The 18,926-nt window shown below is 60.9% G+C and carries 18 protein-coding genes; 13 read left to right on the forward strand and 5 right to left on the reverse strand.

The window, feature by feature from the left end; translation table 11 throughout:
* Window positions 1–70 precede the first annotated feature (70 nt).
* From QZH45_RS28505 to QZH45_RS28520, 4 genes are read left to right on the forward strand one after another with little or no spacing between them, the layout of a single operon-like run.
* Window positions 71–1,426, forward strand: a complete 1,356-nt coding sequence (locus tag QZH45_RS28505; protein ID WP_024778910.1) for a M16 family metallopeptidase — start codon at window positions 71–73, stop codon at window positions 1,424–1,426.
* Window positions 1,419–2,909 carry a M16 family metallopeptidase gene (locus QZH45_RS28510; protein ID WP_053190570.1) on the forward strand — a complete coding sequence of 497 codons (1,491 nt, stop codon included), beginning with the start codon at window positions 1,419–1,421 and terminating at the stop codon, window positions 2,907–2,909. Before QZH45_RS28505 ends, QZH45_RS28510 begins: the two co-directional genes overlap by 8 nt.
* A complete protein-coding gene (gene rsmD / locus QZH45_RS28515) occupies window positions 2,909–3,520 on the forward strand; it encodes a 16S rRNA (guanine(966)-N(2))-methyltransferase RsmD (protein WP_024778912.1) in 612 nt (203 codons plus the stop codon). The genes QZH45_RS28510 and rsmD overlap by 1 nt, the downstream gene beginning before the upstream one ends.
* A 30-nt stretch (window positions 3,521–3,550) precedes the next feature.
* Window positions 3,551–4,549 carry a hydrolase gene (locus tag QZH45_RS28520; protein ID WP_053190572.1) on the forward strand — a complete coding sequence of 333 codons (999 nt, stop codon included), beginning with the start codon at window positions 3,551–3,553 and terminating at the stop codon, window positions 4,547–4,549.
* 520 nt (window positions 4,550–5,069) lie between these two features.
* Here the strand turns inward: QZH45_RS28520 and QZH45_RS28525 are convergent.
* Together QZH45_RS28525 and QZH45_RS28530 are read right to left on the reverse strand one after the other, a co-directional pair.
* Window positions 5,070–5,924, reverse strand: coding sequence for a sulfurtransferase (locus QZH45_RS28525; RefSeq protein ID WP_024780446.1), 855 nt, complete (start codon window positions 5,922–5,924; stop codon window positions 5,070–5,072).
* A gap of 50 nt (window positions 5,925–5,974) precedes the next feature.
* Entirely contained in the window at window positions 5,975–6,646 is a 672-nt protein-coding gene (locus QZH45_RS28530) for a TetR/AcrR family transcriptional regulator (RefSeq protein WP_024780447.1), read from the reverse strand.
* Between the two features lie 147 nt (window positions 6,647–6,793).
* Between QZH45_RS28530 and QZH45_RS28535 the strand changes: the two genes are divergently transcribed.
* The 5 genes from QZH45_RS28535 (at window position 6,794) to QZH45_RS28555 (ending at window position 11,461) form a co-directional block, all read left to right on the forward strand.
* Entirely contained in the window at window positions 6,794–8,224 is a 1,431-nt protein-coding gene (locus QZH45_RS28535; protein ID WP_053190573.1) for a coniferyl aldehyde dehydrogenase, read from the forward strand.
* Between the two features lie 27 nt (window positions 8,225–8,251).
* On the forward strand, window positions 8,252–8,797 hold the full coding sequence (locus QZH45_RS28540) for a hypothetical protein (RefSeq protein ID WP_024780449.1): 546 nt from the start codon (window positions 8,252–8,254) through the stop codon (window positions 8,795–8,797).
* 85 nt (window positions 8,798–8,882) lie between these two features.
* Window positions 8,883–10,478 (forward strand): GMC family oxidoreductase, encoded by a 1,596-nt coding sequence (locus QZH45_RS28545; protein WP_055135870.1) that lies wholly within the window; start codon window positions 8,883–8,885, stop codon window positions 10,476–10,478.
* A 115-nt stretch (window positions 10,479–10,593) separates the two neighbouring features.
* The gene (gene coaD / locus QZH45_RS28550) at window positions 10,594–11,073 is read left to right on the forward strand and encodes a pantetheine-phosphate adenylyltransferase (protein ID WP_024780451.1); all 480 of its coding nucleotides are present in this window, start codon (window positions 10,594–10,596) and stop codon (window positions 11,071–11,073) included.
* Between the two features lie 136 nt (window positions 11,074–11,209).
* Window positions 11,210–11,461: a YfhL family 4Fe-4S dicluster ferredoxin gene (locus QZH45_RS28555; protein ID WP_003206534.1), complete on the forward strand. Its 252-nt coding sequence runs from the start codon at window positions 11,210–11,212 to the stop codon at window positions 11,459–11,461.
* Between the two features lie 151 nt (window positions 11,462–11,612).
* Here QZH45_RS28555 and QZH45_RS28560 read toward each other — a convergent pair whose 3' ends face one another.
* From QZH45_RS28560 to QZH45_RS28570, 3 genes are read right to left on the reverse strand one after another with little or no spacing between them, the layout of a single operon-like run.
* Complete coding sequence (locus tag QZH45_RS28560) at window positions 11,613–11,933, reverse strand: hypothetical protein (RefSeq protein ID WP_024780453.1); 321 nt, start codon at window positions 11,931–11,933, stop codon at window positions 11,613–11,615.
* A 56-nt stretch (window positions 11,934–11,989) separates the two neighbouring features.
* Entirely contained in the window at window positions 11,990–12,802 is an 813-nt protein-coding gene (mutM, locus tag QZH45_RS28565; RefSeq protein ID WP_024780454.1) for a bifunctional DNA-formamidopyrimidine glycosylase/DNA-(apurinic or apyrimidinic site) lyase, read from the reverse strand.
* A 29-nt stretch (window positions 12,803–12,831) separates the two neighbouring features.
* Window positions 12,832–13,647 carry an HDOD domain-containing protein gene (locus tag QZH45_RS28570; RefSeq protein WP_162164418.1) on the reverse strand — a complete coding sequence of 272 codons (816 nt, stop codon included), beginning with the start codon at window positions 13,645–13,647 and terminating at the stop codon, window positions 12,832–12,834.
* Between the two features lie 282 nt (window positions 13,648–13,929).
* Between QZH45_RS28570 and QZH45_RS28575 the strand changes: the two genes are divergently transcribed.
* From QZH45_RS28575 to QZH45_RS28590, 4 genes are all read left to right on the forward strand, one after another.
* Window positions 13,930–15,126, forward strand: a complete 1,197-nt coding sequence (locus QZH45_RS28575) for a class I SAM-dependent rRNA methyltransferase (protein ID WP_024780456.1) — start codon at window positions 13,930–13,932, stop codon at window positions 15,124–15,126.
* A gap of 441 nt (window positions 15,127–15,567) precedes the next feature.
* The gene (locus QZH45_RS28580; RefSeq protein ID WP_024780457.1) at window positions 15,568–16,650 is read left to right on the forward strand and encodes a SagB family peptide dehydrogenase; all 1,083 of its coding nucleotides are present in this window, start codon (window positions 15,568–15,570) and stop codon (window positions 16,648–16,650) included.
* Window positions 16,647–17,600: a diiron oxygenase gene (locus QZH45_RS28585; RefSeq protein ID WP_053190575.1), complete on the forward strand. Its 954-nt coding sequence runs from the start codon at window positions 16,647–16,649 to the stop codon at window positions 17,598–17,600. The genes QZH45_RS28580 and QZH45_RS28585 overlap by 4 nt, the downstream gene beginning before the upstream one ends.
* Window positions 17,593–18,798 (forward strand): MFS transporter, encoded by a 1,206-nt coding sequence (locus tag QZH45_RS28590; RefSeq protein ID WP_024780459.1) that lies wholly within the window; start codon window positions 17,593–17,595, stop codon window positions 18,796–18,798. Before QZH45_RS28585 ends, QZH45_RS28590 begins: the two co-directional genes overlap by 8 nt.
* Window positions 18,799–18,926: the final 128 nt, after the last annotated feature.

Consider the following 18,926-nt stretch of genomic DNA (forward strand, 5'->3'; position numbering starts at 1 on the left):
TCAGTATCCTAGCACCCTCTCGCCCGCCGACGCTAAGACCTAGCGGGCAGCCCAACAGGTTTAAACACGAATGAATGCTCTTGCCCGCCGCGTTGCAGGCCTGCTGTTCAGCACAGTTTGTCTGCCCCTTTCAGCCTTGGCTGCCGATCCACAACCCACCCATGAATTCACCCTCGACAACGGCCTGAAGGTCGTGGTGCGCGAAGATCATCGGGCGCCGGTGGTGGTTTCCCAGGTCTGGTACAAGGTCGGTTCCAGTTATGAAACACCGGGCCAGACCGGTTTGTCCCACGCCCTGGAACACATGATGTTCAAGGGCAGCGAAAAAGTCGGCCCCGGTGAAGCGTCGCTGATCCTGCGGGACCTGGGTGCCGAGGAAAACGCCTTCACCAGCGATGATTTCACTGCGTATTACCAGGTGTTGGCGCGGGATCGCCTGGGCGTGGCCTTCGAGCTGGAAGCCGACCGCATGGCCAGCCTGCGCCTGCCGCCTGAACAGTTCAGCCGCGAGATCGAAGTCATCAAGGAAGAGCGCCGCATGCGCACCGACGACAAGCCGATGTCCAAGGCGTTCGAGCGCTTCAAGGCCATGGCTTATCCGGCCAGCGGCTACCACACGCCGACCATCGGCTGGATGGCCGACCTGGACCGCATGACCGTCCAGGAACTGCGCCACTGGTACGAATCCTGGTACGCGCCGAACAATGCCACCCTGGTGGTGGTTGGCGACGTGACGCCGGACGAGGTCAAGGCCCTGGCCCAACGCTACTTCGGCCCGATTGCCCGGCGTAACGTGCCGACGGCGAAGATTCCCCTGGAACTGGCCGAACCCGGCGAACGCCAGATCACCTTGCATGTGCAGACCCAACTGCCCAGCCTGATGCTGGCCTTCAACGTGCCAAGCATCGCCACTGCGACAGACAAGCGCTCGGTCAACGCCCTGAGGTTGATCTCGGCCTTGCTGGATGGCGGCTACAGCGGCCGGATTCCGACCCAGCTGGAGCGTGGGGAGGAGCTGGTATCCGGCGGTTCGTCGAGCTACGACGCCTACACCCGTGGCGACACGCTGTTCACCTTGTCGGCGGCGCCCAATACCCAGAAGAAAAAAACCATCGCCCAGGCCGAAGCCGGCCTGTGGCGCTTGCTGGACCAGTTGAAAACCACCGCCCCGACCGCCGATGAACTGGAGCGCGTCCGCGCCCAGGTGATCGCCGGCCTGGTGTACGAGCGCGATTCGATCACCAGCCAGGCCACCGCCATCGGCCAGCTGGAAACCGTCGGGTTGTCCTGGAAGCTGATGGACACCGAGCTTGCCGAATTGCAAAGCGTAACCCCGCAAGACATCCAGAAGGCAGCCCAGCTGTATTTCACCCACTCGCGCCTGAGCGTTGCGCACATCCTGCCCGAGGAGAAAGCTCATGAGTGAGCGCAAATCATCACGCCTGCTGCTGATCGGCCTGGTGGTCATCGCCCTGGTCGCAGCCTTGGCCTTCTACCTGTCTCCTGCCACTGACGTCACTGCCAGCCAGGCCCTGGACAACGCCAGATCCGGCAACAAGCTGCAATCGCTGGCGGAACTTGACGGCAAGGCCCCCGGCCATCGTCAGCTCGACGTGCAATCCTGGAAAACCGCTGACGGCGCCAAGGTACTGTTCGTCGAAGCTCGCGAACTGCCGATGTTCGACCTGCGCCTGACCTTCGCCGCCGGCAGCAGCCAGGACGGCAACGCCCCCGGCCTGGCCCTGCTGACCAACGCCATGCTCAACGAAGGCGTGGCCGGCAAGGACGTCAGCGCCATCGCCGAAGGGTTCGAAAGCCTTGGCGCTGACTTCGGCAACGGTGCCTACCGGGACATGGCCGTGGCCTCCCTGCGCAGCCTCAGTGCGGTGGACAAGCGGGAGCCGGCACTGAAACTGTTCGCCGAAGTGGTCGGCAAGCCGACCTTCCCCGCTGACTCCTTCGCCCGCATCAAGAACCAGATGCTCGCCGGCTTGGAGTACCAGAAGCAGAACCCCGGCAAACTGGCGGGACTGGAACTGATGAAGCGCCTGTACGGTGACCACCCGTACGCGCACTCCAGCGACGGCACCGCACAAAGCATTCCACCGATCACCCTGGCCCAGGCCCGTGACTTTCACGCCAAGGCCTACGCTGCCGGCAACGCGGTGATTGCGTTGGTGGGAGACCTCTCCCGCGCCGAGGCCGAGGCGATCGCCAACCAGGTGTCCGCCGCGCTGCCCAAGGGGCCCGCGCTGGCAAAAACCCCATCACCAGTAGAACCGAAGGCGAGCGTCAGCCACATCGAGTTCCCGTCCAAACAGACCAACCTGATGCTCGCGCAACTGGGCATCGACCGGGATGACCCGGACTTTGCGGCCGTCTCCCTGGGCAACCAGATCCTCGGCGGCGGTGGTTTCGGCACGCGATTGATGACTGAAGTACGGGAAAAACGTGGCCTGACTTATGGAGTGTACTCTGGCTTCACGCCGATGCAGGCTCGCGGCCCGTTCATGATCAACCTGCAGACCCGAGCCGAGATGAGCGAAGGCACACTCAAGCTGGTGCAGGACGTATTCGCCGAGTACCTGAAGAACGGTCCGACCCAGAAGGAGCTCGATGACGCCAAGCGTGAGCTGGCCGGCAGTTTCCCACTGTCCACCGCGAGCAACGCCGATATTGTCGGCCAACTCGGGGCCATGGGTTTCTACGACTTGCCGCTGAGCTACCTGGAAGACTTCATGCGCCAATCACAGGCGTTGACGGTAGATCAGGTCAAGGCAGCGCTGAACAAGCACCTGAGCACCGACAAGATGGTCATCGTCACCGCCGGCCCGACCGTGCCGCAAAAGCCGTTGCCGGCCCCCACTGACAAACCTGCCGAGCAACCGCTCGGGGTCCCGGAGCACTAATGGCCCGTCCATCGAATTCCAGCAAGAAACCCGCTCACAACGGGATCAACCAATTACGCATCATCGGCGGTGAATGGCGCAGCCGGCGCCTGAGCTTCCCAGACGCTCCGGGCTTGCGACCGACACCGGACCGGGTGCGTGAAACTCTGTTCAACTGGCTCGCACCTTATGTGGCAGGCGCCCGGGTACTCGACCCGTTCGCCGGCAGTGGCGCGCTGTTTCTCGAAGCCCTGTCCCGTGGTGCTGCCATGGGCCAGGCACTGGACGCCAGCAACCTGGCGGTTTCCAGCCTGAAAGAACACCTGGGCACCCTGCGTTGCACGGTCGGCCAGGTACAGACAGCCGACGCCTTGCGCTATCTGGACAGCCAACCGGCCAGCCCTTTCGACCTGGTGTTTCTCGACCCGCCGTTCAACCAGAACCTGTTGCCGACGGTCTGCGCGCTGCTTGAGGAACGCCAGTGGCTGACCGAGGATGCCTGGGTCTACACTGAAAGCGAGACCGCTCCGTCGGTCCTCGGCCTGCCGGGCAATTGGCGCTTGCATCGCGAGCAGAAATCCGGACGGGTGTACTACGCATTGTGGCAACGTATGGCAGAAGCCGTTGGCTGACGGCTGGCCGCAGCATCGAGAACAATAATAATGGCCTCTGCACCTGAACGATTCATCCCCGCCAGAGGCCTTGGCAACCCGCACTTGCAAACCCTGTGGGGCCCGCTATGGCGCAAGACCACACACATCCCTCGCCAACGCGAGCGTTTGTGGCTGGACGACGGTGATTTCCTCGACCTAGACTGGCATGGCCCCCACAGCGCCAAGGCGCCGCTGGTGTTGGTGCTTCACGGACTGACGGGCTCCTCCAACTCGCCTTACGTGGCCGGCTTGCAACAAGCCCTTGGCCATCAGGGCTGGGCCAGTGTCGCGCTGAACTGGCGCGGCTGTTCAGGCGAACCGAACCTGCTGCCCCGCAGTTACCACTCCGGCGTCAGCGAAGACCTGGCCGCCGTCATTGCTCACCTGCGGACGCGACGGCCCCTGGCGCCGCTGTTTGCGGTGGGTTATTCGCTAGGCGGCAACGTACTGCTCAAACACCTGGGAGAAACCGGCAGCGACAGTCAACTGCTCGGCGCCGTGGCCGTTTCGGTGCCGTTTCGACTCGATCAATGCGCCGATCGCATCGGGCAAGGGTTTTCCAGGTTTTATCAGGCGCATTTCATGCGGGAGCTGGTGGCTTACGTGCGCAACAAGCAACGCCGGTTCAAGCACGATGGACGTCACGAAGGGCTTGCCACCCTGGCGGCGCTGGGTCCATTGGAAAACATGCGCACCTTCTGGGATTTCGACGGCCGCGTGACCGCCCCGCTGCACGGCTTTTCCGACGCCTCGGACTATTACCGTCGCGCCTCCAGCCGCTATTACATGAGCGAAATCAACACCCCGACCCTGGTCATCCAAGCTGCCGACGACCCTTTCGTATTCCCCCACAGCCTGCCCCAACCCGACGAGCTGTCCGCCTCCACCCAGCTGGAACTGCATGCCCAGGGTGGGCACGTGGGATTTGTCGAAGGGACCTTGCGCTCACCCGGATACTACCTGGAGCGACGTATTCCCCAGTGGCTGGCGAACCTGGGTCACGGATGAGCCACCGCCAACACACACCCCTGTGGGAGCGAGCCTGCTCGCGATAGCGGAGTGTCAGTCACTTCAATGCTGCTGACCCGCCGCTATCGCGAGCAGGCTCGCTCCCACAGGGACTAGCGCCAGCAGGAAGAAACAGGCCGACTGCAAGGCCTCGCCCCGCCTCGCTTTGCTTTTGCTTTTGCTTTTGCTTTTGCTTTTGCTTTTGATCTTCAGGCCCCGTTAACCACGCTGGCCGAACGCAGGCATTGCGTAGTGGGCAACCCGGCATGGATGCCGGGTTAGCCGCGCTGGGCCATGGATGGCCCTTCGCGGCGGGCCCACGGAGCAATGCCGGAGTGAGGGCACACCGAGCCTAGGCGAGGTGCCGAGTGGTGGGGCCAAGCCTTTTTTGCTTACTTTTTTTGGCGTTTGAAAAAAAGTAAGCCGCCGTAAGGGCGGAACCCTAAGCCGCCGTTACCGCAGCAATGGATATGTACCCGGTCAAAAACACCAGGTGAGAGTGTCAGGTCGCCATTCGCAGCTATTCACCCTTCGCCACCCCACGCCCCGAATCATTAATCCACTCACTCCACGACCCAGCATACAACCTCCCCAACGGATACCCCGCCAGGCACAAGGCAAACAGGTTATGACACGCCGTCACCCCGGAGCCGCAATAAGCCACCAGCTCAGTCGGCGAACGCCCCCCCAATTTTTCGGCGAAACGCTGCTTGAGTCGATCTGCCGAAAGAAAACACCCATCAGCGCCAAGGTTGTCGGTAAATGCCGCACATTGCGCTCCCGGGATGTGTCCGGCCACCGGATCGATCGGCTCGACTTCGCCCTTGAAGCGCGGCAACGCACGAGCATCCAGAAGCGTCATCTCCGCTTGGCCGAGGCGCTGTTGCAGCGCCTCGGCGTCGAGCAACAGGGAATCATCCGGCGAACCGCTGAACGTCCCACGGTTGCCCGTCGGCGGATCGAGACTCAAGGGCAAACCATTGGCGTGCCAGGCCTTGAGTCCGCCATCGAGCAGGTATACACCCTCGCGTTTGCCCAACCAGGCCAGCAACCACCAGGCCCGAGCCGCATAGGCACCGGGACCATCGTCGTACAGCACGATGTCGCTGTCGTTGTCGATGCCCCAGGTCCGCAAGCGCTCCATCAACGCGCCGGGCTCCGGCAGCGGATGACGCCCGGTAACCCCCTTGATCACCGGGCCACTCAGGTCGCGCTCGAGGTCCGCGAACGACGCACCGGCGATATGCCCCTCGGCGTAGCTGCGCTGGCCATAATCCGGATCTTCGAGGGCAAAACGGCAATCGAGGATCACCAGCCCGGGCTGTGCCCTCCTTTGCTCGAGGGCTTGAGGGCTGATGAGTTGCGCGATAGGCATGGCGAGCTCCTGTGACGGAATGAGTGGCCGGTATGGTTCAGTTCCGATTCCTACTGCCCTTCCTCCAGGGTCTGGGGCAGGGGGACGTAATATTCCTTGAACAGTGCATCCACCGCTTCGCGGGCCTGGTCGGTCACGAAACCGGCCTCCAGCACCAACACCTGATACACCCCGCGCTTGATGGCCTGTTCACTCAAATGATTGGAGTTTTCCCGAGTGGTGCAAAGAAACCGCACCCAAGACGTCAGGATGATCCAGGCATTAAGAGTCAGGGACTCGATCTGCACGCGATCCATCTTCAGGATGCCGGCCGCGACGAAGCCCTCATAGATGGCGGTCCCGTGGATCAGGCAGCGCTGGGAAAACCGGCGATAGCGAGCCGCAAGGTCGGGATCGCTGTCGAGCAGATGCTCCAGGTCCCGGTGAAGAAAGCGATAACTCCACATCGCCGACAGCAGCTCCTGGAGATAGAAGCGCTTGTCCTCCACCGTAGCCGCCCGGCCCTGGGGAGGCCGCAGGAAACTGTCCACCAGGTTTTCGTATTCACTGAACAGCACGGCGATGATCGCCTGCTTGTTAGGGAAGTGGTAGTAAAGGTTGCCCGGGGACATATCCATATGGGCGGCAATGTGGTTGGTGCTGACACTGCGCTCGCCCTGCTGATTGAACAGTTCGAGGCTGTTTTGCACGATGCGCTCGCTGGTTTTCATTCGCGTGACCATGGCTTGGGCTTTAATTCGACGAAAGCATTGCGGCATCTTACGACCTATCGCCCGGAGGACAAACCCAAAGCCACCCAGGATGTCATTTGACTTTATAGAGCATAAGCTCTAGAAAACACCCACACTTATAAGAACTGGTGCCTGACGATGCCTGCCGACATTGCTTATCTGCGCGATTCCCAACGGCAACTGGATGAGCTGCAGTCATTCTTCGAGACACAGCGTCAGGCCTATGCCGCTCATCCAATGCCCCCCGCCGAACAGCGTCGGCAGTGGCTCAAGTCCCTCCGAGAGGTGCTGAGCAATGAACGACAGGCTCTGATCGATGCCATCAGCGAGGATTTCAGCCACCGCAGCGCCGACGAAACGCTGTTGGCCGAGCTGATGCCGAGCCTGCACGGCATCCATTATGCCAGTCGACACCTCAAGAGCTGGATGAAACCCTCCCGGCGCAAGGTAGGCATGGCCTTCCAACCGGCATCGGCCAAGGTGATCTATCAACCTCTGGGCGTGGTCGGGATCATCGTGCCGTGGAACTACCCCTTGTTCCTGGCCATCGGGCCATTGGTCGGAGCATTGTCGGCGGGAAATCGGGTGATGCTCAAGCTCAGCGAAGCCACACCTGCCACCGGACTGTTGCTCAAGCAGTTGCTGGCGCGAGTCTTTCCCCAGGATCTGGTGTGCGTGGTGCTCGGTGAGGCAGATGTCGGCGTAGCCTTTTCCAGGCTGCCGTTCGATCACCTGTTGTTTACCGGCGCTACCAGCATCGGCAGGCACGTCATGCGTGCCGCCGCCGAGAACCTGACCCCCGTCACCCTGGAGCTGGGTGGAAAGTCGCCCGCAGTCGTGTCCACCGACGTATCTCTGAGCGATGCCGCCGAGCGCATTGCCTTCGGCAAGATGCTGAATGCCGGGCAGACCTGTGTGGCGCCAGATTACGTGTTGGTGCCGCAAAACCGCGTCGGCGAATTCGTCGATGCCTACCGTGAGGCGGTTCGCAGGCTTTATCCGACCCTGGCTGACAACCCGGACTACACTGCGATCATCAACGAACGACAACTGGCACGGCTCAACGGCTACATCAGTGACGCTACCAGCAAGGGCGCATTGCTGATCGAGTTGTTCGACCGAGGCCAGGGACGCCGCATGCCCCATAGCCTGCTACTCAACGTCAACGACGACATGACCGTCATGCAGCACGAGATCTTCGGCCCGCTGCTGCCTATCGTGCCCTACAACGACCTGGACCAGGCGTTTGCCTACATCAATCAACGGCCTCGTCCGTTGGCTCTCTACTATTTTGGCTACAACAAGGCCGAACAGAACCGCGTACTCCACGAAACCCATTCCGGCGGCGTCTGCTTGAACGACACTTTGCTGCACGTTGCCCAGGACGACTTGCCATTCGGTGGCATCGGTCCTTCGGGGATGGGGCATTACCATGGGCACGAAGGGTTCCTTACCTTCAGCAAAGCCAAGGGTGTGCTGAGCAAGCAACGCTTTAACGCCGCCAGGCTGATTTATCCGCCCTATGGCAAACCGCTCCAGAAGTTGATTCAGAAGCTGTTCGTCCGTTAACAGGTCCCGGAGCGGGTGATCACAGTAATGAACCCAAGCCTGACCGATACACCCGTGCTGTCACGGCGCGGACTACTGAAATTCAGCCTCGGCGCCAGCGTGTTCCTGAGCACCGTTGGGCTGGGGGCCAGCCTGAGCGGTTGTTCGCCAAGCCAACCGGCCAAGGGCCTTGCCGCCCTGCGGGATAGCGACCTGCCATTTTTACGCGCGCTCATTCCCGTGATGCTGGAGGGCGCCGTGGCCGCTGAACAACGCAACGCCGCTGCTGATGCCACCCTGGAAAGCCTGGATACAGCCCTGGCCCACCTTTCCCCACCCATGCTCAAGCTCACTCGCCAACTGTTCGACGTACTCACGCTGGGCATTACCCGTGGACCGCTGACCGGCGTCTGGGGCTCTTGGGAAACCGCCAGCGGCGATGAGATCCGCCAGTTTCTCGATCGCTGGGAAAACAGCTCATTGGACTTGCTGCGCCAGGGCCACAGCTCATTGCTGCAAATGGTGATGATGGCGTGGTACAGCCGGGCCGAGGCTTGGACACATTGCGGGTATCCAGGGCCGCCCACGGTTTGAATATGCAGATGAGAGTCATGTGTGCGGGCTTGCTCGCGCCCACAGGAGGTCTATTGCACATCCATAACAACAAGAGAGCCTGAACATGCCCGTACCCGACCCCTTCCGCGAGGGTCTTGCCCGCGGCTGGACCACCTACAACGGTGCTCGACTGAGCCAGGACCTGACTCTGGAAGCAGACGTGGCAATCATTGGCAGCGGCGCGGGTGGCGGTACCACTGCGGAAATCCTCAGCGCGGCCGGCTATAACGTGTTGCTGATCGAAGAAGGCCCGCTCAAGACCAGCAGCGACTTCAAGCTGCTCGAGGACCAGGCTTACACCAGCCTGTACCAGGAAGGCCTGGGGCGCATGAGCAAGGATGGCGCCATCACCATCCTCCAGGGCCGGGCCGTGGGTGGCACTACCTTGATCAACTGGACCTCGAGCTTCCGCACTCCGGATCAGACCCTGGATCACTGGGCGGCCGAGCACAACGTCAAAGGGCACAGCTCCGCCGAAATGGCGCCCTGGTTCGAACGAATGGAACAACACCTGGGCGTGGCACCATGGCTGATTCCGCCGAATGCCAACAACGATGTCATCCGCAAAGGCTGTGAACGATTGGGTTATCGCTGGCACGTCATCCCGCGCAATGTGCGCGGCTGCTGGAACCTGGGCTATTGCGGCATGGGGTGCCCGACCAACGCCAAGCAGTCGATGCTGGTCACCACCATCCCGAGCCTGCTCGACAAGGGCGGCGCATTGCTTTACCTGGCGCGGGCCGAGCGCCTGACCCTCAAAAACGATGCGGTCGTCGACCTGCAATGCCTGGCCATGGACGAGCGTTGTGTGGCGCCGACCGGGCGGCGCATCACTGTGAAGGCGCGCCATTACGTACTGGCCGGCGGCGGCATCAACAGTCCCGCCTTGTTACTGCGCTCCGATGCACCTGACCCTTACGAACGCGCGGGCAAGCGGACATTCCTGCATTTGGTGAACATGTCGGCCGGGCAGTTCGACGAGGTCATCAACCCGTTCTACGGCGCGCCCCAATCGATCTATTCGGATCACTTCCAATGGCAGGACGGCGCTACCGGCAAAATGTCCTACAAACTCGAAGTACCGCCCTTGCACCCCGCCCTCGCGGCCACGCTGCTGGGTGGTTTCGGCACACAGAACGCCGATCGCATGGCGCAACTGCCCCATACCCACGCCATGCTGGCCTTGCTGCGCGACGGCTTTCACCCGGACAGCCCCGGCGGCAGCGTCGAGTTGCGCAGCGACGGCTCTCCGGTGCTCGACTACAGTGTGTCACCCTATGCCTGGGACGGTTTGCGTCGCGCATTCCATAGCATGGCCGAGATTCAGTTCGCTGGCGGCGCCAGGGCGGTCATGCCGCTGCACAGTGACGCCCGCTACGTAAAAACCCTGGCCGAAGCCCGAAGCCTGATCGACGGGCTGGAGCTTGCCTTGTATCGCACGCGCCTGGGCAGCGCTCACGTGATGGGCGGTTGCGCGATGGGCGAAACGCCGCAAACCGCTGTCGCCGACAGCCTCGGTCGTCATCATCAACTCAGCAACCTTTCGATCCACGACGGCTCGCTGTTTCCCACCAGCATCGGTGCCAATCCGCAATTGTCGGTGTATGGGCTGACGGCCAAACTGGCGACATTCCTGGCCGAACGTCTGAGAAATCCATGAATATCCAGATCATTCGCAGCGTCTATAGTGCTTTCTTATCCCACAGCCGACTTGGCCGACCGAGAAGGCTGCGATACCATCCGACTCCCCAACGGACTCCCGCCAGGACGACGCGATGAACCGAGTGTTGTACCCAGGTACCTTCGACCCTATTACCAAGGGCCATGGCGATCTGGTCGAACGCGCCGCGCGCCTGTTCGATCATGTGATCATCGCCGTTGCCGCCAGCCCGAAGAAAAATCCGCTGTTCCCGCTGGAACAACGGGTGGAACTGGCCCGTGAAGTCACCAAGCATCTGCCCAACGTGGAAGTGGTGGGTTTCTCGACGCTGCTGGCGCACTTTGCCAAAGAACAGAACGCCAATGTGTTCCTGCGCGGCCTGCGGGCGGTTTCGGACTTCGAATACGAGTTCCAGCTGGCCAACATGAACCGCCAGTTGGCCCCGGACGTCGAAAGTCTTTTCCTGACGCCGTCGGAGCACTACTCGTTCATCTCATCGACCCTGGTGCGTGAAATTGCTGCCCTGGGCGGCGACATCACCAAGTTCGTCCACCCGGCCGTGGCCGATGCGCTGACCCTGCGCTTCAAGAAGTAGTCCCGCTGGCTGCGATTCACTTCGCGGCAGGGTGAGCGCAGTCCATCGCACCCACGTGCACTGCGCTCGCCAATGCGGCACAATTGCGCATATCCGTTTTCAGATGCCCGGGCACAACGCCCCGGCAGGAGCCTGCATGTCCCTGATCATCACCGACGACTGCATCAATTGCGACGTCTGCGAACCCGAATGCCCGAACGAGGCCATTTCACAAGGCGAAGAGATCTACGTCATCGACCCGAATCTGTGCACCCAGTGCGTCGGTCACTACGACGAGCCCCAGTGCCAGCAGGTCTGCCCGGTGGATTGCATTCCGCTGGACGAAGCACATCCGGAAACCGAAGAACAGTTGATGGCGAAATATCGCAAGATCACTGGCAAGGCTTGAGCCAGATGGTTTTGTAGCGCCTGCACCGGCCTCATCGCGAGCAGGCTCGCTCCCACAGGGGATCTGCCATGTTCATAACAGGTGTGCCTGGTCCAAATACCTTGTGGGAGCGAGCCTGCTCGCGATGAGGCCATCAGCGCCACCGCAAGACTCACTCCTGCTGTTCGAACCCTTCCCCAACACACCCCAGGCACCGCACGAAGGTGGCCTTCGCCGGGTCCACCACCAGCGCCTTCCCGGCATCACCGACTCCGCCGCCCAGCGCGGTAAAGGGCAACGACACCACGAACGCCCCCGCACCGATCACGGTGGCGGCGAGCAGCAGCGGCCGGGCGATCAACAAGTCGCCGATCATCGCGAAAGCTGGCGGATTCTGGATGGTGTAGCGCGGATCGCCACTGCCGGTATTCGCCAGGGTGGCCAGACTCATGGTCAGCAGCAGCGTTAGAACAACAGGTCGAAGCAGTCTCATGGAGGTCGATCCTTCGGCTGATCAGTATGACTACTGACTATAGACCGTAGGACGAATCAGCTTTGGCAACGCGGACACCAGACACTCGCACGCTGCCCCAGACGAACTTCCCGCAAGCCCGTGCCACAGACTTTGCACAACTCCCCGCCCCTGCCGTACACGAACAGTTCCTGCTGGAAATAGCCGGGCTGGCCGTCGCCACCAATGAAATCCCGCAACGTGGTACCGCCGCGCTCGATGGCATGGGCGAGGATGCGTTTGATCTCGATGGCCAGTTTCAGGTACCGGGCCCGGGAAATGCCTCCGGCCGCCCGACGCGGGTCGATGCCGGCGGCGAACAGCGCTTCAGTCGCATAGATATTGCCCACCCCCACGACCACCGCGTTGTCCATGATGAAAGGCTTGACTGCCATGGAGCGCCCACGTGAGAGCTGGAACAGGCGCTCACCGTCAAACAGATCGGTCAGCGGTTCCGGTCCGAGGCGAACCAGCAATTCATGGTTGAACGGGTCGAGGCTCCAGAGCATCGCGCCAAAGCGTCGCGGGTCGGTGTAGCGCAAGGCAAGGCCAGACTCCAGCTCGATGTCTACATGCTCGTGCCTGGCAGCAGGCATGCCCACCTCCACCAGCCGCAGGTTGCCGGACATGCCCAAGTGGCTGATCAAGGTGCCGACCTCGGCATTGATCAGCAAGTACTTGGCTCGTCGCTCCACCTGCACGATGCGCTGGCCCGAAAGCCGCACATCGAGGTCTTCCGGAATCGGCCAGCGCAGGCGGCGGTCGCGCACGATCACACGGCTGACCCGCTGCCCTTCAAGATGTGGCGCAATTCCGCGGCGGGTGGTTTCGACTTCCGGCAGTTCTGGCATGAGGCTCTCGAGTCAGGCGAACCGGGCACTCAACGAGTGGCAAGATCGCGGATTTCCTGTTTCTGGGTCTGGAAGTCATATTCCGACAATCCGATGTAATCGAGCACCAGGGCACCGACACAATCCCACTCGTGGTCTTCGGCCTGATTACCCAGAACCCGGTGGGACGCACAGATGTTCTCGGACATTTTCAGGATCGCCAGCAGGTTCTTCAGCGAGCTGTTGTTGCGTGAGGACTCGTCACTGAAAACCGCCAGGGCATTGTGGTGATTGGCGATGGCCTGGCTGACATGATCCGGCAGTCGCCAGGATTTTGAGGTGTAGTAACCGACGACCGCGTGGTTGGTATTGAACACGCGGTTCTCTGTGTCCACCACCCGGCATTCGGCGCTTGCGCTGGCGTACGCCTCCTCGAGCACGCCCATGTAGTTGGGAAACTGCTTGAGCATCAGCGGCACACCGCAATCGTGGAACAACCCCAGGGCATAGGCTTCGTCGCCATTCTCCAGGCCAACCCGCTTGGCCAGGGTCAGGCAGGTCATCGCCACATCCTGGGCCGTATCCCAGAAGCGATTCAAGGTGACGATGGCATCGTCGTGCAACTCACCCTTGATCGACTGCGCGTTGATCAGGTTGATGATCGAACGGCTGCCCAACAGGTTCACCGCGCGCTGGATCGAGGTGATCTTGTTGCGCAGGCCGTAATACGGCGAGTTGACGATCTTCAGCAAGGCCCCCGAAAGCCCCGGGTCCTGGGAGATCAGCTTGGCGATGGTTTCCAGGTCCGGATCGGGCATGTACTGCTCCATCTGCAGATCCACCATGATCTGCGGCTGGGGCGGCACGCTGATGCCTTGCAGGGACTGTTGGATCTGTTCGGTGGAAAGCTCGTTGGACATGGGCACACACTCTGGGACAGGCAAGGATTCTAACCCTGAAAGACGGGTCCGACACACCGCCCGGTTGGATCGACGAAACTTTCATGGAGACTCAGGCCTGAATCGGCAGCGACTCCATTGTGCTTGAGCTGTTTTTTGTGCCGACGGTCCGGTTGCCGCATATCGACCTCCAGGCCCGCCGACCACCTCAACACGGTATACTCCCGCTCTTTTTTTCGGAGCGACGTCATGTCCCTGCCCAGCCTGCGCCTCAAAGCCAACGCCGACCGTCGCCTGCGCGCCGGCCACCTGTGGGTCTACAGTAACGAAATCGACGTGGCCGCCACCCCGCTGCATGGTTTCAAGGCCGGCGACCAGGCGATCCTCGAAGCCGCCGGCGGCAAGCCGCTGGGCATTGTCGCGATGAGCCCCAACAACCTGATCTGCGCCCGCCTGCTGTCCCGTGACGCGAAGCTGCCGTTGGACAAGTCCCTGCTGGTGCATCGTCTCAACGTAGCGCTGTCGTTGCGCGAGCGGTTGTTCGACAAACCTTTCTATCGCCTGGTCTATGGCGACTCCGACCTGCTGCCGGGCCTGGTGGTCGACCGCTTCGGCGACATCCTGGTGGTACAGATCGCTTCCGCCACCATGGAAGCCCACAAGGATGACGTGATCGCTGCTCTGACCCAGGTGCTCAAGCCCAGCGGCATTCTGTTCAAGAACGACTCCGCCGCCCGCGATGCCGAAGGCCTGGAGCGCTACGTCGAAACCGTGTTCGGCCTGGTGCCGGAATGGGTTGCCCTGGAAGAGAACGGGGTAAAATTCGAAGCACCGGTCATGGAGGGCCAGAAGACCGGCTGGTTCTACGACCACCGCATGAACCGCGCACGTCTGGCCCCCTACGCCAAGGGCAAGCGCGTCCTGGACCTGTTCAGCTACATCGGTGGCTGGGGCGTGCAGGCGGCGGCATTCGGCGCCAGCGAAGTCTTCTGTGTCGACGCCTCGGGCTTCGCCCTGGACGGTGTCGAACGCAACGCAGCACTGAACGGCTTTGCCGAAAAGCTGACCTGCATCGAAGGCGACGTGTTCGAAGCCCTGAAGGAGCTCAAGGCCAGCGAAGAGCGTTTCGATGTGATCGTGGCCGACCCGCCGGCCTTCATCAAGCGCAAGAAAGACCTCAAGAATGGTGAAGGCGCCTATCGCCGTCTCAATGAACAAGCCATGCGCCTGCTCACCAAGGATGGCATCCTGGTCAGCGCTTCGTGCTCGATGCACTTGCCCGAAGACGACCTGCAGAACATCCTGTTGACCAGCGCCCGTCACCTGGACCGCAACATTCAATTGCTTGAACGCGGCGGTCAGGGCCCGGACCATCCAGTTCACCCAGCCATCCCCGAAACCCGCTACATCAAGAGCATCACCTGCCGGCTGTTGCCCAACAGCTAACGGATCGCGGTCTCAGATCCTGCGCCCAGCTCATCGGTATCCAGTCAACACCCCAATCGCAGCTTCGGCTGCGATTGTTTTTTGTGTACGAAAAGTTACCTGACATTGAAGTTAATACCACTACCTGCTTTTTTTGTAAGAACCCTCTCACATTATTACTGGAGCTTTCCTACTCAATCTCCTCTTGCCAAGCATTCATTAAAAACTATGATTGAACAGTCACTGCACAAGTGACAATCATTCAAGACACAACACTTGTTTAACGCAAAGGAGCTGCATCATGAAAGCAATCAACCTGGAAGCTGACAACATCGCAAACCTGGCGGGCCTGATTGTTCCAAAGAACCGCTAAGCCAGTAAACGCTTGAAGTAGACGATGGACTGAGGAGTGCCGGCGCCTCAGTCCCATCCAGACACTTTGCCCTAGCGGAATCCATTTGCATGCATATAAATCCGTGCCTTTTCGTTCTTGCCCGCCCGCCACACCAAATTGTATGGAACTACGAGCGACATACCCAATTCGAACTCGACCTGCACTATTCGACGCGACTGGCACAACTTATAGCCAACCCACTGCAATTCGATATTCAGAATCCTATCGATGCCAGATTCCTGGAGGCAGAAATATTCATCGAAGAATCGAAAAAGTCCATTGAGTGGAACTGGGATGAGTTATCCAGGATATTCCATATCGGTACAAAGAATATTCCTTGCGCACAGGTCCCCATGGATGTGAATGAATGGGCGACCGTGTATTTGCAACATTGCAATGAAGTACTGGCTTCGCCGGCACCTCCCGTCCGGACAGCGACATACCCCGTCGAGCGAATCGTTCTGGCTCCCTGCACGTTGATCGATATGCCCGACGTTTCAGTGTCACAGACCCTGATCGGTCGGAGCACATCCCGCTCATTCAGCGAACAAGCCATCTCGATCGAGCAGGTCGGCACGCTCCTGTACCTGACCCTTGGCTACCTGAACGAACGCCAGGGCATTCAGGAGGCCTCCTGTCCCGATGCGCTGGGCGCGAGACGCAGCAGCCCCTCGGGCGGCGGCCTGAATGCCTGCGAGGGTTATCTGTATGTACGCAACGTGACCGACCTGGCCCCCGGCATCTACGCCTATCATCCGGACGCACATGCCCTGAGCCTGATCCGGTCCCTACCCGATGACCGCCTGGGCGATCTGTTGTGCGGTCAGCACTTCATCAATCCCCTGCCGTTCGGGCTGTTCCTCACTTCACGCTTTGACAAGCTCTGGTGGAAATACCCGCACTCTCGCGCCTACCGGATGGCTTTCGTCGAAACAGGTCATGTGTCCCAGACCTTCCTGATGGTTGCTACTGCATTGGGCCTCGATACCTGGCTGACCGGAGCACTGGCCGACCGTGAGGTCGAACACCTGCTTGGCCTTGAAGGCGCGAGTGAGCAACCGTTGTTTTTTGTCGGCTGCGGTCATGGCAACGGACAGGTGCACTGCAAGGAGCTGATGGCGCTGATCGACCGACAGGAGATCGTGCCATGACCGATTCAGCCTCCAGCCGAACGCCTCATTACACATTGGGCGACTGGGATCACAAGGCCGCCGTACGCGTTGGTAAAGGCGACTATCGTCTGCCGGCAAACCTTGAACAGCAGCTCTGCAGTCGAGACTGGTTTCCATCAGCCTTTATTCCCTATGTCGAACATCCGTTGATCCACGAGGCGGGTCGCTCGATTGCCCAGCGTCTGGCGGCCAACCACCTGGTGCATTTCCTCGACTACACCACGCTGCTCGAACACCGGGTCGTCAATCGCGCCGTGGAAACCCTCGTCCATGGTGAACTGGCCTTGCCGATCCCCCAACCGATGAAAACCGCGGCGCTGCAGCTCTATACCGATGAGGGCTATCACGCACTTTTTTCCAATGACGTGGCCGAACAGGTCGCAGCCCTCTACGGTATCAGCGACCGGCCACCACCCAGGCGTATCCGGCGCCTGCTGGGCATGATCGATACCATCGCCCCTGGGGATCGCCCCCTGGCGTGGTTTCTGCTGGGCTTCGTCTCCGAGACGATCATCGCCAAGGAATTGCTGGCCATTACCCGCGACACCCTGGTGTGCACCGTAAACCGGATGCTCAGGAGCCATCTCGAGGACGAGGCACGCCACAGTCGCTACTTCAGCGAAGTGTTCCAGTACCTGTGGACCGCCCTGGATCCCATGCAACGCGATCTGGCCGCGAGCATGCTGCTGCAGATCATCGGCCTCTATTTCGAGCCTGACATACCCTGGCTGATGCGCAGCCTCGCCAGCGTCGGCTTCAACGAACGGCCTGCCCTACGGATCGTTGCCGATTTCCTGCAGCCGAACACCCATGGCCAAAGAGTGCGCTCGGGTGCGGTGTCGACGTTCGCGGCCATGCGCAAGGCAGGCTTTTTCGACAACGAACACCACCGACAGCTTTTCGCCCAGGCAGGGTTTATCGATGGATGATACCAAAGGCCTTCCAGGCCCCCGTAAACCCGCAGCCGTCGGCTTATTGCTATCGTTGACCTTGCTCGGCGTGTTCCCGATCGACGTCGTACTGCCCTCATTCCCGGCATTGTCCGAACATTTCGAGCGTTCCTCGTCCGACATAGCCCTGTCTGTCAGCCTGTTCGCAATAGGCATTGCCCTTTCGCAACTGCTGCTCGGCCCGCTTTCCGACACCATGGGGCGGAAAAACCTGCTGTTGATCGGAATCACCGTTTCAGCCGTCGGCGCCACAGGTTGCGTGCTCGCCGACGACTATGGGGTATTCCTGTTCTTCCGCATCGTCCAGGCGTTGGGATGTGGTTGCTTCGTGCTCTCCCAGGCATTGATCCAGGACCTGTTCAGCGGTCTGGAGCAGCAGCGACTGCGCATCTTCCTGGTCACCTGCGGTGGCATCTTCATCTCCGTTTCCCCCCTGGCCGGTACCGGATTGCAGCACTGGCTGGGCTGGCGCGGCAGCTTCCTGGTGTTCATCGTCCTGGCAGCCGGAGTATTCGTGAGCGCCTGGCTTTTATTAAGCCGATCCACGGCGAGCAGCCACGCCATGCGCCTGGACTTCATCGGCGCCTATCGAAAGGTATGCGGCGATTTCAGCTTCATGGCCTACTGGCTGACCTCGGCACTGGCTTTTTCCTGCCACTTTTCATTCATCGTCGTTTCACCGCTGTTGTTCATCGACCAGCTACAGCTCTCACCCGAGATTTTTTCCCTGGCACTGCTGGGCTACGGATTGGCCTACATCGGCGGCGGCGCGCTGGCGACGGTGTTGAGCAGCCGACTCGCCCCACAGACGCAGATCATCACTGGCCTGAGCCTGATCCTGCTGGCGGGCGTCGTAATGTTCGGGCTTTCCAGCCATCTCGGGTTGACGGTTGTCACCGTATTGCTGCCCATGATTGTCTGTACCGCAGGCACCACCATCGCCCGTGCGGCGGCCCATACCCGGGCCATGAATCTGTTCCCTGAGCAGGCCGGCACCTCCGCTTCGGCCGGCAGCGTGCTGATCTTCATCGTCGGCGGGTTGACCAGTGCCGCGATCAGCCTCACCCCCCTTGCCCTGCAAACCACCCTGGCGTTGTGCCTGGTGCTGCTCAGCCTCCTGGGATTGGCGCTCAACGGCCTGCTCCGGCATCGGCACCGGGAACTGTTGACCGATTGAGCGCCGCCGGTCGTCATTCCGACCGCGACATTGGCATCCGATCAGCGCTTTGCGTCATTTCATCCTGGCGCCAGCGGTGTAGAATCGCGACATTCATCGCCATTCATCCCCGGCGGGTTTATGAGCTC

Origin of the sequence: Pseudomonas corrugata, assembly GCF_050920615.1 — a bacterium.
Lineage (GTDB): Bacteria > Pseudomonadota > Gammaproteobacteria > Pseudomonadales > Pseudomonadaceae > Aquipseudomonas > Aquipseudomonas corrugata.